At 63.7% G+C, this 16,338-nt stretch carries 15 protein-coding genes; 6 read left to right on the forward strand and 9 right to left on the reverse strand.

What is annotated here, in order from left to right:
- The first annotated feature begins 1 nt into the window (after position 1).
- From glyS to OKW28_RS38390, 4 genes are read left to right on the forward strand one after another with little or no spacing between them, the layout of a single operon-like run.
- The gene (gene glyS / locus OKW28_RS38375; RefSeq protein ID WP_429453182.1) at positions 2 to 2,101 is read left to right on the forward strand and encodes a glycine--tRNA ligase subunit beta; all 2,100 of its coding nucleotides are present in this window, start codon (positions 2 to 4) and stop codon (positions 2,099 to 2,101) included.
- A 10-nt stretch (positions 2,102 to 2,111) separates the two neighbouring features.
- Positions 2,112 to 2,666, forward strand: coding sequence for a D-glycero-beta-D-manno-heptose 1,7-bisphosphate 7-phosphatase (gmhB, locus tag OKW28_RS38380; RefSeq protein ID WP_429294495.1), 555 nt, complete (start codon positions 2,112 to 2,114; stop codon positions 2,664 to 2,666).
- A 39-nt stretch (positions 2,667 to 2,705) separates the two neighbouring features.
- Entirely contained in the window at positions 2,706 to 3,464 is a 759-nt protein-coding gene (locus OKW28_RS38385) for a lysophospholipid acyltransferase family protein (protein WP_429453184.1), read from the forward strand.
- Positions 3,465 to 3,512: 48 nt separating this feature from the next.
- Positions 3,513 to 4,406: a M48 family metallopeptidase gene (locus tag OKW28_RS38390; RefSeq protein ID WP_429453186.1), complete on the forward strand. Its 894-nt coding sequence runs from the start codon at positions 3,513 to 3,515 to the stop codon at positions 4,404 to 4,406.
- 9 nt (positions 4,407 to 4,415) lie between these two features.
- Here the strand turns inward: OKW28_RS38390 and OKW28_RS38395 are convergent, their stop codons facing one another.
- The 5 genes from OKW28_RS38395 to OKW28_RS38415 all read right to left on the reverse strand — a co-directional run bounded on the left by OKW28_RS38395 (position 4,416) and on the right by OKW28_RS38415 (position 8,285).
- On the reverse strand, positions 4,416 to 5,165 hold the full coding sequence (locus tag OKW28_RS38395; protein ID WP_184067183.1) for an IclR family transcriptional regulator: 750 nt from the start codon (positions 5,163 to 5,165) through the stop codon (positions 4,416 to 4,418).
- Between the two features lie 100 nt (positions 5,166 to 5,265).
- Complete coding sequence (locus OKW28_RS38400) at positions 5,266 to 6,018, reverse strand: amino acid ABC transporter ATP-binding protein (RefSeq protein ID WP_429453188.1); 753 nt, start codon at positions 6,016 to 6,018, stop codon at positions 5,266 to 5,268.
- Positions 6,015 to 6,659, reverse strand: a complete 645-nt coding sequence (locus tag OKW28_RS38405; protein WP_187618948.1) for an amino acid ABC transporter permease — start codon at positions 6,657 to 6,659, stop codon at positions 6,015 to 6,017. The genes OKW28_RS38400 and OKW28_RS38405 overlap by 4 nt, the downstream gene beginning before the upstream one ends.
- Before the next feature lie 21 nt (positions 6,660 to 6,680).
- Positions 6,681 to 7,397 carry an amino acid ABC transporter permease gene (locus OKW28_RS38410; protein WP_429453190.1) on the reverse strand — a complete coding sequence of 239 codons (717 nt, stop codon included), beginning with the start codon at positions 7,395 to 7,397 and terminating at the stop codon, positions 6,681 to 6,683.
- Between the two features lie 51 nt (positions 7,398 to 7,448).
- Positions 7,449 to 8,285 (reverse strand): transporter substrate-binding domain-containing protein, encoded by an 837-nt coding sequence (locus OKW28_RS38415; RefSeq protein ID WP_429453192.1) that lies wholly within the window; start codon positions 8,283 to 8,285, stop codon positions 7,449 to 7,451.
- Between the two features lie 351 nt (positions 8,286 to 8,636).
- Here OKW28_RS38415 and gloA point away from each other — a divergent pair, with 351 nt between their 5' ends.
- Both gloA and OKW28_RS38425 read left to right on the forward strand, forming a co-directional pair.
- The gene (gene gloA / locus OKW28_RS38420) at positions 8,637 to 9,032 is read left to right on the forward strand and encodes a lactoylglutathione lyase (RefSeq protein ID WP_018419422.1); all 396 of its coding nucleotides are present in this window, start codon (positions 8,637 to 8,639) and stop codon (positions 9,030 to 9,032) included.
- A gap of 354 nt (positions 9,033 to 9,386) precedes the next feature.
- Positions 9,387 to 10,334 carry a DMT family transporter gene (locus OKW28_RS38425; RefSeq protein WP_429453193.1) on the forward strand — a complete coding sequence of 316 codons (948 nt, stop codon included), beginning with the start codon at positions 9,387 to 9,389 and terminating at the stop codon, positions 10,332 to 10,334.
- A 42-nt stretch (positions 10,335 to 10,376) separates the two neighbouring features.
- Here the strand turns inward: OKW28_RS38425 and rsmA are convergent, their stop codons facing one another.
- The 4 genes from rsmA to OKW28_RS38445 form a co-directional block, all read right to left on the reverse strand.
- Complete coding sequence (gene rsmA / locus OKW28_RS38430; protein WP_184034614.1) at positions 10,377 to 11,219, reverse strand: 16S rRNA (adenine(1518)-N(6)/adenine(1519)-N(6))-dimethyltransferase RsmA; 843 nt, start codon at positions 11,217 to 11,219, stop codon at positions 10,377 to 10,379.
- A 108-nt stretch (positions 11,220 to 11,327) separates the two neighbouring features.
- Complete coding sequence (pdxA, locus tag OKW28_RS38435; RefSeq protein ID WP_429453195.1) at positions 11,328 to 12,338, reverse strand: 4-hydroxythreonine-4-phosphate dehydrogenase PdxA; 1,011 nt, start codon at positions 12,336 to 12,338, stop codon at positions 11,328 to 11,330.
- A 13-nt stretch (positions 12,339 to 12,351) separates the two neighbouring features.
- Positions 12,352 to 13,716 carry a peptidylprolyl isomerase gene (locus tag OKW28_RS38440; RefSeq protein WP_429453197.1) on the reverse strand — a complete coding sequence of 455 codons (1,365 nt, stop codon included), beginning with the start codon at positions 13,714 to 13,716 and terminating at the stop codon, positions 12,352 to 12,354.
- 65 nt (positions 13,717 to 13,781) lie between these two features.
- Entirely contained in the window at positions 13,782 to 16,154 is a 2,373-nt protein-coding gene (locus tag OKW28_RS38445) for an LPS-assembly protein LptD (protein ID WP_429453199.1), read from the reverse strand.
- Positions 16,155 to 16,338: the final 184 nt, after the last annotated feature.

Below are 16,338 nucleotides of genomic sequence, written 5' to 3' on the forward strand. Positions count from 1 at the left end.
AATGACTCAATCTCAACACGCTACCCTGCTCGTCGAGCTGCTGACCGAAGAACTGCCGCCGAAGGCGCTCGCCCGTCTCGGCGACGCCTTCGCCGAAGGTATTGCGCAGCGCCTCGCGGCGCGCGACCTGATCGAAGGCGAGCCGTCGTTCGAACGCTTTGCTACGCCGCGTCGTCTCGCGGTGACGATTCACAACGTGCGCGCGGTCGCGCCGGAAAAACACGTGCGCGAAAAAGTGCTGCCGGTTTCCGTCGCGCTCGATAAAGACGGCCAGCCCACCGCGCCGCTCGCGAAGAAACTCGCCGCGCTCGGCTTCCCCGACTTCACGGTGAACGACCTCGAACGCGCCCAGGACGGTAAAGCCGAAGCGTTCTTCCTGCGCTACGCGGCGCCGGGCGCGACGCTCGCCGACGGCTTGCAGGGCGCGCTCGACGAAACGCTCGCGAAGCTGCCGATTCCGAATCCGATGACGTATCAGCGCCCCGACGGTTCGAGCGTGAAGTTCGTGCGCCCGGTGCATCGTCTGACCGCGCTGCACGGCGAGGAAATCGTGCCGGTCAGCGCGCTCGGCATCGACGCCGACGACACCACGCTCGGCCACCGCTTCCTGTCCGAAGGCTTCGTGCAGATCCAGCACGCGCAGTCGTATGCCGAAACGCTCGAACACAGAGGCCGCGTGGTCGCGAGCTTCGCGAAGCGCAAGGAAGCAATCCGCTCGCAACTGCTCGCGCAAGCCGGTGACGACAAGGTCGTGATGCCCGAAGCGCTGCTCGACGAAGTGACGTCGCTGGTCGAATGGCCGGTCGTCTATGAGTGCCGCTTCGAGGACGAATTCCTGCAAGTGCCGCAGGAATGCCTGATCCTGACGATGCAGACGAACCAGAAGTACTTCGCGCTGACCGATGCGAACGGCAAGCTGCGCTCGCGCTTCCTGATCGTGTCGAACATCGAGACGGCGACGCCGGTCGAGATCGTCGAAGGCAATGAGCGCGTGGTGCGTCCGCGTCTCGCCGATGCGAAGTTCTTCTTCACGCAAGACAAGAAGAAGCCGCTCGCGGATCGCGTGCCACTGCTCGCGAACGTCGTTTATCACAACAAGCTCGGCTCGGCGCTGCAACGCGTGGAGCGGCTCGAAGGGCTGGCCGGCGCGATCGCCGCACTGACCGGCGCCAACGTCGCGCTCGCGACGCGCGCCGCGCGCCTCGCGAAGGCCGACCTGATCACCGACATGGTCGGCGAATTCCCCGAGCTGCAAGGCACTATGGGCACGTACTACGCGCGCCACGACGGCGAGCCGGAAGAAGTCGCGCTCGCATGCTCGGAACACTACCAGCCGCGCTTCTCGGGCGACGCCTTGCCCACCACTGCGACCGGCACCGTCGTCGCGCTCGCCGACAAGCTCGAAACGCTGGTCGGCATCTGGGGCATCGGCCTGCAGCCCACCGGCGAGAAAGACCCGTTCGCGCTGCGCCGTCATGCGCTCGGCGTGCTGCGCATTCTGGTCGAGAAACAGTTGAACGTCGACTTCGTCGAGCTGCTGCGCATCGCTTATGCGCAATTCGCCGGCGTGCCGAACGTTGCCGATTCGACCGACGCGATCTACGAATTCAGCATGGACCGCCTGCGCGGCCTGCTGCGCGAACGCGGATACGCGGCTGGAGAAATCGACGCGGTGCTCGCGCTGAACCCGACGCGGCTCGACGACCTCGTCGCGCGCCTCGACGCGGTGCGCGAGTTCGCGTCACTCGCCGAAGCGGCGTCGCTCGCGGCGGCCAACAAGCGTATCTCGAACATCCTGAAGAAGTCGGAAGGCGTGACGAATGGCGGCGTGCAGCCCAGCTTGCTCACCGAGGCAGCGGAGAAGGCGCTCAACGCGCAGCTCGAACAGGTCACGCCGCGCGTGCAATCGCAACTGGCCGTGCGCGACTACACCGGCGCGCTGACGGCGCTGGCCGCGCTGCGCGAACCGGTGGACACGTTCTTCAACGACGTGATGGTCAACGCCGAAGACCCCGCGTTGCGCGCGAACCGTCTGGCTCTGCTTGGCGCGCTGCATCAGCAGATGAACTGCGTCGCCGATATTTCCCGACTCGCCGCCTGAGCACCGCGCCATGCCGATCAAGAAAGTGGTGATCCTCGACCGCGACGGTGTGATCAACGTCGACTCCGACGCGTTCATCAAGTCGCCGGACGAATGGGTCGCGCTGCCCGGCTCGCTGGAAGCGATCGCACGCCTGAACCAGGCCGGCTATCGCGTCGCAATAGCGACGAACCAGTCGGGCATCGGCCGCGGTCTGTTCGACATGGATGCGTTGAACGCGATGCATCTGAAGATGCACCGGATGGCGGCAGCGGTCGGCGCGCGCATCGAAGCGGTGTTCTTCTGCCCGCACACGGCGGAAGATCAATGCGAATGCCGCAAGCCGAAGCCCGGCATGCTGAAGATGATCACCGAGCGATTCGAGGTCGATCCGGCGCATACGCCGACGGTCGGCGATTCTCTGCGCGATCTGCAGGCGGGCGCTGCGCTCGGTCACCCGGTGCATCTGGTGCTGACCGGCAAGGGCCGCAAGACCCTCGCCGCGGGCGGCTTGCCCGAAGGCACGATCGTGCACGACGACCTGCGCGCGTTCGCGCTCGACTTTCTCGCCGACGCTCAGGAATAAACGCGCGCACCGCGCTCCCACCCCCCACCGACCACGCCGATGCGCTTTATCCGTTCCCTGCTGCTGCTGATTTATTTCGTTGTGTTCACGGTGCCGTACGCGACCGCGTGCTTCATCGCGTTTCCGTTCCTGCGCGCGGAAAACCGCTACTGGATGGCGGCCGGCTGGTGTCGTCTGACGCTGTGGACGGTGCGCTACCTGAACGGCATCCGCTACCGCATCGAAGGTTTCGAGAATCTGCCCAACGGCCCGGCCGTGCTGCTGTCGAAGCATCAGTCGGCGTGGGAAACGCTCGCGTTTCCGGCGATCATGCCGCGCCCGCTGTGCTACGTGTTCAAGCGCGAGCTCTTGTATGTGCCGTTCTTCGGCTGGGCGCTCGGCATGCTGAAGATGGTTCACATCAACCGCAAGGAAGGCAAATACGCGTTCGTATCGGTCACGAACCAGGGCAAGGCCCGCATGGCCGAAGGCGCATGGGTCATCATGTTTCCGGAAGGCACGCGCACGCCGACCGGCAAGCAGGGCAAGTACAAGACCGGCGGCGCGCGCTTCGCGATCGCGACCGGTGCGCCCGTCGTGCCGATCGCGCACAACGCGGGCCGCGTGTGGCCGCGCAACTCGTTTCTTAAATATCCGGGTATAGTCACGGTGTCGATTGGCAAGCCGATCGACACGACGGGGCTCACGCCCGACGAAGTGAACACGCGCGTCGAGCAGTGGATCGAAGCCGAGATGCGCCGCATCGATCCGACTGCCTACAGCGCGGCGGCTAACGATTCCGCCGCCGCTCCCATCTGACGCGCCACGCCCTCGAACTCCGAAGGCGTATTGCGCGAAGCGAAGCCGATGCAGAAGTCTCCTACGCCGCAGTCCGCCGCGGCGCTCGAAAACCGGCAGCTCGATCTCCCGCTCTTCGCCGAGCCGGGGTCGACGTCGTCGTCTCCGTCACCTTCCGCGCCGGGTTCATTGGGCTCAACGCCGGTCAGGCCGCCCGTCGCGCCGCTCGCGCCGGACGGCAGCAAGCTGCGCAGTCTCACCATCGGTTCACGCACGCTGCATTACGCGCTCAAGCGTTCCGCGCGCCGCTCGATCGGCTTTGCGATCGACAGCACCGGCCTCACGATCACCGCGCCGCGCTGGGTCACGCTCGCCGATATCGAAACCGCGATCACCGAAAAACAGCGTTGGATTTTTACGAAGCTGATCGAATGGCAAACGCGCGTCGAGCAGCGTGCATTGCCGAAGATCGACTGGAAAGACGGCGCCGAAGTGCCCTACCTCGGTCAGCCGGTGCGCGTGACGCTCGGCGCGCCGCAAGGCATGCTCGCGTTCAGCGCCGAACATGGGTCGCTGCAATTGCCGCTGCCGTTGCAAGCCGACCCGCAGCAGATCAAGGATCGCGTGCAGGGCTGGCTGCAAGGCGAAGCGAAGCGGCTGTTCGGCGAGCGTCTGGCGATCTACGCGCAGAAGCTGGACGTCAACTATCGCGCGTATGCCTTGTCTTCGGCGGCGACGCGCTGGGGCAGTTGTTCGAGCGACGGCAAGATCCGCCTGAACTGGCGGCTCATCCACTTTCCGCTGTCGATCATCGACTACGTCGTCGCGCACGAGCTGTCGCATCTGCGCGAGATGAATCACAGTCCGCGCTTCTGGCAGACGGTCGAATCGATTTTTCCGGAGTTCCGCGAGGCGCGGCAGACATTGAAGTCGCATCCGCCGGAGCTGTTGCCGACGCTTTGAGGCTGGGCGCTATCTATGCGAGAGCGCTTTCGCGGACTGCAACAGATCGTCGAGCATCACGCCGCGCCTGTCCGGGCTCGTGTCGCGGCCGGTCATGAAACACAGCGCCGCAATCGGCAGTCCCGCACGGTCGCGAATCGGCGCTGCCATACAAAGCCTGAACGCATTCGAGAGTCCTTCGGTGCAGCAGTAGCCTCGTTCTTTTGCGGCCTGCACGTCGTTCAGGAATTCGTCGAATTCGATATTCACCCCGTTGTCGAGGATGAAATCTTCGGCCGGAATGAGCGCGCGAATCTCGTCGGCATTCAGGTGACCTAGCAGCAGACGTCCCGTGGCGGTCCACGGAATCGGCACTCTCACGCCGATGTCCGAACTGATGTTGAATGGCCGGGCACTGTTCTCGGATAACACGACCGTGTACTTGTTGCCTTCCAGCATGCACAGCTGCGTGGTCTCATCGTACTTCCGTACCAATGCCAGAATGGATTGATGCGCGCGGCTAATCAGATCGTTGTGCGTTGCATAGTCGGACCCGTAGTAGTGCATCTCGCGCCCGAAGAACACGCTCCCATCCGCGGCCGTCTCGAGCCAGCCCACTTCCGCGAGAATCGCGACCAGCTCGTAAATGCTCGAACGCGGCGCGCCAGTCGCCTCGATTAATTCGCGCATGGTCAGCGGGCGTTGGGCGACGTGCAATTGCCGGAACATCGCGATGACGCGATCCACGCCTCTCGCCCGAGACGATTCTGTTACAGCCATGCGTTCACTCCGTAAAGCGTTCATCCGAGCGGTTGTCTTTCAAGCGACGTGAGTTTATCGCGCGGCAGACCCGCGAAAGCGACTTTCAGGCCGCGACAGGTCAATGGTCGAGAACTCTGTGCAGAAATTGCCGCGTGCGTTCGTTCGCGGGATTGACGAAGATCTGTTCCGGATCGCCCTGCTCGGCGATGACGCCCTTGTCCATGAAGACCACGCGGTCGGCGGTCTTGCGGGCAAAGCCCATTTCATGCGTGACGACGACCATCGTCATGCCGTCGCGCGCGAGCCCACGCATCACCTCGGTGACCTCGCCGACCAGCTCCGGATCCAGCGCGGACGTCGCCTCGTCGAAGAACATGATGCCGGGCTCGACCGCGAGCGCTCGCGCAATCGCCACGCGTTGCTGCTGACCGCCCGACAACTGGCTTGGATAGTGTGCCGCGCGGTCCGCGAGCCCGACGCGGTCAAGTGTGTCCATGGCGCGCTTGCGCGCGTCGTCCAGACTCATGCGGCGTGCCTTGATAAGCGCGAGCGTGACATTGCCGAGCGCGGTCTTGTGAGGAAACAGATTGAACTGCTGGAAGACCATGCCGACATGGCCACGAATCTCTCGCGCTCGGCGCGGATCATGCATGGGCACATCGTTGACCCAGACCTCGCCGGAATCGGTGGTCTCCAATCCCGCCATGATTCGCAAGACGGTGCTCTTACCCGAGCCGGACGCGCCAATGAGCACCAGCACCTCGCCCGAGCGAACCTCGAGATTGATTTCGTTCAACACCCGAGTCGAACCGAATGCTTTGCTGACGCCCGTCAGTGAAATGATGGGTCTGGTTTGGCTTTGGTTACTCACGACAATCTCCTTCGGTCATGGTGGCGCACCCATTGCGAGAGCGGGAAGCACACGGCGAAGTAAATGAGGGCGACGAGTCCGTAGATTTCCACGGGCTTTCCGACCCGGTCGACGATGGCCTGGCCACCATGCATCAACTCGGACATTCCGATCATGCTGACGATCGACGTGTCCTTGATGAGCGACAGATACTGACCGACGAGAGGCGGCAACACGATCTTTCCCGTCTGAGGCAGCACGACGAACGAGAACGACTGAGCCCGCGTGAGGCCGAGGATCTGAGATACCTCCCATTGACCTTTGGGTACCGCCTCGATCCCTGAGCGGAAGATTTCGGCGATGTAGGCGCCCTGATAAACGCTCAAGCCGATGACGCCGGCTGCGAAGACGTCGATCGCGTAACCGAAGTACGACACGCCGAAATAGATGAACATCAGCGTGATGAGTACCGGCGTGCCGCGAAACAGCTCCGTATAGAGTCTGGCAATGCGGGCTGTGCCCCACGGTCCGAACGACCGCAAGACCGCGGCGAAAAGGCCGATCAGCGTGCTGCCCACGATGGACGCAATGGAAAGCAACAGCGTCGTCACCAGACCCTGCAGCAGGATTGAGAAACTGGTTTTCAGCAATTCGACTGACATGATCCAACTCCAATCCGGGAATCAGGCCCGTTTCGTCCGGCGCATAATGCCGGTCCCGAAACCGGTGCGCGCCGGCATGACGAGGGGAGGATGAAAGATCCGCGCTCCGAGCTGGCCCGCAAGCCAGGACAGTACGTTACTGAGCACGAGATACGCGACGAGCGTCACGCTGAACGTCTGAAGGTAGAGAAGCGTCCGCGAGTTGATCACGGTCGCAGTGCCGGTCAACTCCGGCAACGCAATGGCGGATAGCAGCGACGTACCGAGCAGCAACTGGATCAGGTAGTTGACGATGGCCGGATAGACCGCGCGCGTCGCCTGCGGTAGCACGACCTCGACGAAGATCTGCGCGCGTTCGAGACCGAGAATGCCGGCGGCCTCGAGTTGGCCGCGCGGCACCGACTGTATGCCGGCGCGGAACACTTCCGATAGATAAGCACCGACGTTGACGCCGAGCGCAATGACGCCCGCCCAGTATGCGTCGAGCGAAATACCCGCCGACGGCAGACCGAAGAAAACGATGAAAATCTGCAGGAGAACAGGCGTGTTGCGGATGATTTCAACGTAGCCACGAGCAATCAACCGAAATGGCGCGAGCGGAGAAGCGCTGGCAAGCGCGGTCAACAAACCGAGGACTAGCGCCAGTACGAATGCCAGCACGGTCACTTGCAACGTTAGCCAGCTCGCGCTCAAAAACTCGGGCACGTAGCCCCACAGAGTGAGCCACTCGTAACTCATCTCACCCTCCGCATCGTTCGGGTTTCAATGGATATCGGCATCTCCCGCTCCTCAAAACTGCGGATTGAGCGGGTAGCGCGGATCGGTGCCGAACCACTTGTTGTAGAGCTGCGCGTTGAGCTTCGACGCATTGACGTTGAAGAGGAACAGATTCAGGTAGGTGAGCCATTCCTGATCGCCGGCCTTGACACCGAACGCGTTGTATTCGAGCGGGACCAGCGCTTCGTTCGTGACGGCAAGTTCAGGATCGAGCTTGGCCTGATACGCGAGAAAGTTGTTGTCCTCGATCATCGCGTCGGCCTGCCCCTGCTTGACGGCAAGAATCGCAGCCTGCGAGCTGTCGTATTCCTGGATCTTGATCGGGATATTCAGCGAGCGCACTTCGTCGCCATTGGTCGAGCCCTTGACCGTCGCAATCGTGCGACCGCCCATGTCCTTGATCGACTGAACGCCACTATTTTTTCTGACCAGCAGTGCTTCGCTGGCAACCACGTAGGGGGTCGTGAATTCGATTACCTTCGCGCGCTCCAGATTACGCGTGAAGTTGCAGAACACGACATCCACTTTGCTGGTCTGCAGATTCGGAATCCGATTCGCGCTCGTCGTATTCACGACCTCGAGCTTCACGCCCATCTGCTTCGCGAGTTCCTTCGCGAGATCCACGTCATAGCCGTCTGGTTGGCCGTCCTTGTTATAGAACCCGAACGGCGCGAACGTCAGGCAGTCGCCGACGCGCAGCGTGCCTCGCTGCAGCACGGCCTGAAGCGTCGAGGGGGATGCCGCCGCGCTCTGCCCTGGCGTGGCAACCTTGGTGCAGCCGGTGATTGCGAGCAATCCAGCAACAGCGAACAGAAAGGCGGCTTGGGCGCCTCGTTTGGCAAGCTTCATGGCAGGGTCCTAAGCGGAGAAGAGTGGTCCGGAGCGGACGAATCGGCTTCAGCGCCTGTGTGCACGCTCAACGAATCGCCGGGTCACGCATCGATTGTCCGATATATCAGACTGCTATCTGACAAACCGGATTGATGCTGAGTGTTGGACACTAATATCAAACCGGCAACCGCACACAAACCCTTATTGCCTATACTTTTTTGTTCAAATAAGTCGGATCGAATTCCACGAGGCGCATCGAGTCCGCGGTGGGCCGGGCGGGCGGCGCGGCTTCGGGCTCAAGCTATACGGCAATCATTTACAATTGCCGCAGGTCGACGCATTTATCCACAAACTATCAAAGGAGTCCTCATGCGAATCTTGCATACTATGCTTCGAGTCGGTGATCTGGACGCATCGATCCGGTTCTACACCGAAGTTCTAGGAATGCGCCTGCTTCGAAAGAACGACTACCCGGACGGGAAGTTCACCCTCGCATTCGTCGGTTACGAGGACGAATCCGAAGGCGCGGCGATCGAACTGACATACAACTGGGACACGAGCAAGTACGACCTCGGAACCGGCTACGGTCACATCGCCCTCGAAGTCGACGACGCCTATGCGGCATGCGAAGAAGTGAAGAAACGCGGCGGTGTCGTTACACGCGAAGCTGGGCCCATGAAACACGGCACGACTGTCATCGCCTTCGTCGCCGATCCGGACGGGTACAAGATCGAGTTGATACAGAAGAAGGGGCGAGTCGACTGACGTCCGGTGGCGGGCACGAGTCGCGCTGGCAGCCAGAACGATGAAAACACAGCCCGGCTTCACGTTGCACCCGGCGAATTGACGCCGGGCGAATTCGCCCGGCAATCTTGCCTCGTGCCGACACCATTAAAAAACGCCGACGACTGACGCTCGGCGTTGCCCGCAAGAAAATCAGGCAACTCAGACGCATCAACGACCGGCATCCGAGCGCGCCCACCGAAATCTCTACGGCTCGGCGCACGCTCACAGAAGACAGGGCTTCGGCTCGCGCAGGCAGGTTTGCTATCGTATGGCCTTCGCCGCGCACCGGACCGACCGGCTCGGCGTGCACTCTCCACCTCTTCACCCACCGCCATGAGCACGACCACCGCCTTGCCCGCGCGCCGCGCCCCGGATAGCTTCGCGATCCTGTTGATGATCGGCCTGTGCGCAATCTGGGGGCTGCAGCAAGTCGCGATCAAGACCACCAATGCGGCGGTGCCGCCGGTCTTTCAGGCGGGACTGCGCTCGACGATCGCGGCGCTGCTCGTGTGGGCATGGGCACGCTCGCGCGGCACGCCGCTCTTTCGCGATGACGGCACGCTCGGCGCGGGCCTGCTCGCGGGCGTGCTTTTCGCGGCCGAATTCGTCTGCATCTTTCTCGGTCTGACGCTGACGAGCGCGTCGCGCATGGCGGTCTTTCTGTACACGGCGCCGTGTTTCACGGCACTCGGCCTGCACTGGTTCGTCGATGGCGAACGCATGCGGCGCATCCAGTGGCTCGGCATCGTCGTCGCGTTCGCGGGGATGGCGCTCGCGTTCGCGGACGGCTTCCTGCACACGGACGCGGGCACGGCTGCAAGCGCGGCCCACGGCTCGACGTTCGCGGGCGCGGCCGGCGATGCGCTCGGCGTGCTCGGCGGCATCGCGTGGGCCGCGACCACGGTGATCGTGCGCGGCTCGCGGCTCGCGCGGACGAGCGCGAGCAAGACGCTGTTCTATCAGCTGACTGTGTCGGCGGTGGTGCTGCTCGCGCTGGCGCTGGGGCTCGGCGAGGTGCGCGTGGAAAGCGTGACGCCGCTCGCGCTCGCAAGCCTCGCGTATCAAGCTGTGATCGTCGCGTTCGTCAGCTATCTGTTGTGGTTCTGGCTGTTGACGCGTTACATCGCGTCGAGGCTGTCGGTGTTTTCGTTTCTGACGCCGCTGTTCGGCGTCACCTTCGGCGTGCTGCTGCTCGGCGAGTCGTTCAGCGCGCGCTTTCTGATCGCCGCGCTGCTGGTGCTGACCGGCATCGCGCTCGTCAACGCGCCGGCGAAACGGTAAGCGGGCTCGACGGCGGCGCCCTGCCGCCGTCGAGCGTCGAGTCTATTCCGGCGCAGCGGCCGAGCGCGCCGCCACCGCCTGCGCCACACTCACGTATTCGGCGACCGGCACGTCCTCCGCGCGGCGTTGCAGATCGAAGCCGAGCGCGTCGAAATCGACGGTGTCGCGCAGCGCGGCAAGCGTGTTGCGCAACATCTTGCGACGCTGCGAGAACGCCGCCGTCACCACCCCGCCGAGCACGCTTTCGTCGACCACCGGCAGTTCGTGCCGCTCGTACGGAATCATCCGCACGATCGCCGAATCGACTTTCGGTGGCGGCTGGAACGACTCGGGCGGCACGTCGAGCTGCTTGTCGATCACGTAGCGGTACTGCAGCATCACCGACAGGCGACTGAACGCCTTCGTGCCCGGCTCCGCCACCATCCGCTCGACCACCTCGTTCTGCAGCATGAAGTGCTGATCGATCACGCGCTCCGCGAACGTCGCCAGATGAAACAGCAGCGGGCTCGAAATGTTGTACGGCAGATTGCCGACGATGCGCAGCGACGCCTTGTCGCCCGGTGCCGCGAGCGAGCCGAAGTCGAACTCGAGCGCGTCGCCCGCGTGCAGTTCGAGCAGGTTGCCGAACTTCGTCTTCAGACGGCCGATCAGATCGCGGTCGAGTTCGACCGCGTGCAGCGGCGTCTCGGGCGTCGCGAGCCGCTCGATCAGCGGCTCGGTCAGGGCGCCGAGGCCCGGCCCGATCTCGACCATGCGCTCGCCGCGCTGCGGCCGGATCACGTCGACGATCGAATCGATCACGCCCATGTCGACCAGGAAGTTCTGACCGAAACGCTTGCGCGCGAGATGGCCCTGGTGCCGGCCTTGCTGTCTGCTGGTGGACATCGGAGAAACGCTAGAAAGAAAACTGCTTGAGAATGAAAGACGTCACGGTGGAAACACGACGCCACGCGGCGCGTCACGAGCACCGCGACCGCCCACGCTACTCACGCCTCAGCCCGCGCGACGATGCTGCGCCATCGACACCGCCGTGTCGATGGCGGCCATCAGGCTACCCGCGTCGGCGCGGCCGGTGCCGGCCAGATCGAGCGCGGTGCCGTGATCGACCGACGTGCGGATGATCGGCAGGCCGAGCGTCACGTTGATCCCTTCGCCGAACGTCGCGAATTTCAGCACCGGCAGGCCCTGGTCGTGGAACATCGCGAGCACGCAGTCGGCTTCGTCGAGATAACGCGGCTGGAACAGCGTGTCGGCCGGATACGGACCGCGCGCGTCGACGCCCTCGCCGTTCACCTGCCGCAACGCCGGCATGATCACGTCGATTTCCTCCCGGCCCAGATAGCCGTTTTCGCCAGCGTGCGGATTGAGCCCCGTCACGAGGATGCGCGGCGCGGGCAAACCGAAGTGGTGACGCAGGTCGTGATCGATGATGCGCAGCGTTGCAACGAGGCTTTCGATCGTCAAAGCCGCCGACACGTCCTTCAACGGCAGATGCGTGGTCGCAAGCGCGACGCGCAGCGGCCGCTTGCCGGTGCCCGCGAGCATCATCACGACGCGCGGCGTATGGGTGCGCTCGGCCAGATATTCGGTGTGGCCGGTAAACGGCACACCGGCGTCGTTGATCGTGCTTTTTTGCAGCGGCGCGGTGACGATCGCGTCGAACCTGCCGGCCACCGCGCCGTCGATCGCCGCATCGAGCAGATCGAGCACATAGCGGCCGTTCGCGGCGTCGAGCTTGCCTGCCTGCGCTGGTGCGCCCAGCGAGTGATGTTCGAGCCGCACGCGCGGGCCTGGCGCGAGCAGCGCCGCCCAATCGACGCCGACCGCGCGCGCGCGCTCAGCGAGCAGTTGCGCATCACCGAGCACGGTGAACTGCGCGTGAGGCCAGTGCGCCGCCGCGCCGGCCAGCGCCTGCGCGGTCAGCTCGGGACCGACGCCGGCGGGTTCGCCGGTCGTGATCGCGATCTGCAGCGGGCGGTGGGGGGGCTGGGCAGCGCTCGTCATCGCATTGGCTCTGTTATTGCACGTTCGCCGTGGCCGGCTTCACTTCGACGTACGCGGTATCGCGCAGCTCGCGCAGCCAGTCGGCATACGCCTGTTCCGCCTTGCGCTGGCCGATGGCCTGACGCGCGAGATCCATCTGCTGCGCAATCGAGCCTTCCGCATCGCGGCGGCCGAGCACCTGAATCAGGTGGTAGCCGTATTCGCTGCGCACCGGGTCGCTGATCTGACCGTCCTGCAGCGAGTTCATTGCGCGCTCGAACTCGGGCACCGTCTCGCCCGGGCTGACCCAGCCGAGGTCACCGCCTTGCGACGACGAGCCGTCCTGCGAGTAGGTGCGCGCGAACTTCGCGAAGTCGCCGCCGGCGGCGATCTGGTTGCGGATGTCGAGCAGCTTCTGGCGTGCCTGCGGTTCGGACAGACCGTCGCCGACGCGCAGCAGAATATGGCGCACGTGCGTCTGCACGAGCTTCGGCGCCTCCGCGCTGGTGCCCTGGCCGGCACGGCGCTCGACCAGACGCACGATCTCGAAGCCGTCGTTGGTGCGGATCAAATCCGGATTGATCTCACCCGGACGCAGTGCCGACGCGGCCTTCACGAACTCGGGCGGCAGCTTCGACGGCGCGAGGAAGCCGAGATCGCCGCCGTTCTTCGACGCGTCCGGCGCCTGCGAATTGGCTTTCGCGAGCTTTTCGAAATCCGCGCCGCCCTTCGCTTCGGCGAGCAAACCCTCGGCCTTCTTCTGCGCCGCCTCGATGTCGGTCTCGGACGCGTTCAGCGGCGCCTTCACGAAAATGTGCTGGACGTGCAGGTCGTTCGTCTGGCCAGCGCCCGGGCCGCGCTGGCTGGCGATATAGTTCGCGACCTCGGCGTCCGTCACCGTGATCTTGCTGTCCACTTCCTTTTCGCGCAGACGCGACAGCGTCAACTCCGTGCGCGCGTCGCTCGAGAAGGTGGTCCAGGGCACTCCTTGCGCTTCGATGCGCGCGCGGTACATGGCGAGCGACATGTTGTTCGCCTGCGCGAGACGCTCGAGCGTGCGCTGCACGGCCGCGTCGTCGATGGTGATGCCGTCTTCCTTGGCCTTCTGCAGCTGGATGCGCTCCAGCACCATCTGCGTGAGCACCTGCTGGCGCAACTGGTCCGTCGGCGGCACCGGAGCGTTCTGCTGGTTCAGCCGGTGCGCGATCAGACCGACCCGCTCGTCGAGCTCGCGCTGCGTGATGACACCGTTGTTGACCACTGCGGCGATGGTGTCCACCGTCTGGCCGCTATTGCCGGCCAATGCCTGCGCCTGTACCGACGCGACTGGAACGAAGGACGCCGCGGCGACGAGACCCGCCGCGAGTATTGCCAAGCGAAGCTGTTTCATGATTGCCACAGATACTCCAATGATGTCGGGCGCTTCGCCCGTCTTTTCGCAAGCCGTGAATGACCGGGCGACCGTCATTCGTAGTTGGTGAACCGCGACTCCGGCGGTGGCGGTGGCGGCAACGGCATGTAGCCGGCCACACTGCTGCGGAACGCGGTCATCAGCCCGTTGTCGACGCTCGACAAGCCCTTGAACGTCAACTGCGCCAGAAACCGTGTGCTCGACTGATTCTGTCCCGACGAGTTCAGGCCGTTCGCGTAGCGCTGGATGCCGGCGCCGAGCGTCCAGCAGTCCGCGTCGTATTGCAGGCCGACCAGGCCGTCGACGACACGGTGGCCACCCAGGTCGTAGTTGAACCGGCCGACACCGTACATCCGGTGCGTCAGCGGCCATTGGCCCGAAATCAGCACCTGATTGATCGGCTGGTTGTCGAGCGTGGTGTTGGCGCGCGTGTAGCGGTACGCGACGTTGATGACCTTGCCGGTCTCCGGACTGAACCCGAAGCCGACACTCGTCTTCGTGAGCTGGTTATTGTCCGCATTATATTGGAACGCCGTTTCCGAAGCGAAACCGGCGCCCAGCTTGATCGACGCGCCCGCGATCAGGTCCGAGTGCGTGGCCTGGGTACTGGTCTGGGTCGGCGTCAGCGTGACGCGCTGATCCCGGAAGTAATACTGCTGCGCGATCACGAAGCGCGCGCGCTCGTCGCCAGTGGACGGGTTGATGAAGCGCGTGGTGAGACCGGCGGTCAAGCGGTTCGCGTCGGCGATCCGGTCGTTACCGACGAACGTATTCGGCGTGAAGATTTCCGCGAGACCGAAGTCGGATTCGGCGGTATCGAACAGCGGCGCGTTGTTCTGGTTGCGGTACGGCGTGTACACGTAGTACAGGCGCGGCTCCAGCGTCTGGATATAGTCCGCGCCGAAAATGCGCACCGAGCGCTCGAACGTCAGTCCCGTGTCGAACGTGAAGGTCGGAATCGACTCGGTGAAATTCTTCTGCGCCCCCGGCACGTTCGCCAGATCGGTGCCGATGTTGTTCAGGTTGTACGACGCAAAGTGCCACTGCACCTTCGGCGTGACGAAGTAGCCCGGCCCCACCACCGAATACGACAGGTACGGGTTGAACAGTACCCGCTGGCCTTCGCTCAGATCCGCGGTGGTGATGCGGAAGTTCGTGTAGTCGGCTTCGGCGCCGAAATCGAAGCCGCCGATGTTGTACTTCGCGTACTTGACGTTCAACTGCGGCTCGCGGCCGTACGGCGCGACCGACGGCTCCAGCGTCTGCCAGTGCTGCTCACGCGCGAGCACGGACCACGGTCCGTTGTTGTAGGTCAACCCGGCTTCCTGCTGATACAGGAGCTGGGTGCCGTTCATGAACTGGTTGACCGACGACGACAGGTCTTCCGGATAGGTGTTGTCCGAAACCTTGTTGTAATAGATGTAGCCGCCGAAGCCGTTACCGAAATTCTGGTTGTGCTGGATGTACAGCGCGTAGCGGTTGGTCTTCGTCAGGCGATCGTCGGGCAGAAATTCACCGGTGATCGACCCGGAATACGTCGGCGACAGATAGCGGAACGTGCTCTGCAACTGCACACCGCGCTTCGAGATCAGACGCGGCGTGACCGTCAAATCGCGATTCGGCGCGATGTTGAAGTAATACGGTACCGACAGCTCGAAACCGTTCGTCGAGCTCAGCGAGAACGTGGGCGGCAACAGGCCGCTGCGCCGATCGCCCGACAGCGGGAACGACAGCCACGGCGAGGCGAACACCGGCACGCCCTGGAAGAACAGCACGCTGTTGTAGGCGACGCCTTCGTCGGCGCCGGTGTCGAAATCGAACTCGCTGCCCTTGATGTACCAGGCCGGATTGTCCGTGCACGCGCACGCCGTGTAGGTGCCCTTCGTGAACACGGAGCGCTCGGCGTCGAGCAGGTCGACGCGCTGCGCGCTACCCGAGCCGCCCGTCAGCGTGAAGTGGTATTTCGGCGCGGTCATGAAGCCTTCGGTCGAATCGACGCGCAGATGCGCTTCGGGTCCGATGAAGGTATTGCCGGTATTGATCACGTGGACATTGCCGTACGCATCGGCCATGTCCGTGTCCTGATCGTAGTGCAGGTCGTCGGCCTTGATCACGGACGTGTTGTGCCGCACTTCCGCCGAGCCCTTGGCGGCCAGATCCTGGTCGATCGTGCCGCTCGCGTGGTCGCCGAGCACAAAGGTGGCCGGCCGCTGGCCCGTTTGCAACGGATGATCCTCGAGCTGCGGCGCAAGCTGCATGCCCCACGGCGGGTAGACCGCCTGCGGTTGCGCAGCTTCCCCCACCAGCTGGGCGTGCGCAAGCGCGGGCATCAGGCCCGGAACGGCGATCAGCGCCGCGACGAGCCGCCTTTTGCGCGGCACTACTGCACAGGAAGGAGTGGTATCGGAAAGCTGTCTGGGCGGCATGTATCGTTTGGCGAGTCGACCCGTGCGCAAGCTTCCGTCGTCACGATCCACCGCCTGCACACCGCGACCGTTAGAGTCGGCTGCACGTCTGGATTCCCAATTTGCCGAGTGATAAGGCGGGCGGTAAAACGGAGCACGCGAAAGCTGGCGTGTGAGTCGCGTCAAAAAAGTCGTGGGGTATTAT

It is taken from the genome of Paraburkholderia sp. 40, assembly GCF_050434105.1.
GTDB lineage: Bacteria > Pseudomonadota > Gammaproteobacteria > Burkholderiales > Burkholderiaceae > Paraburkholderia > Paraburkholderia tuberum.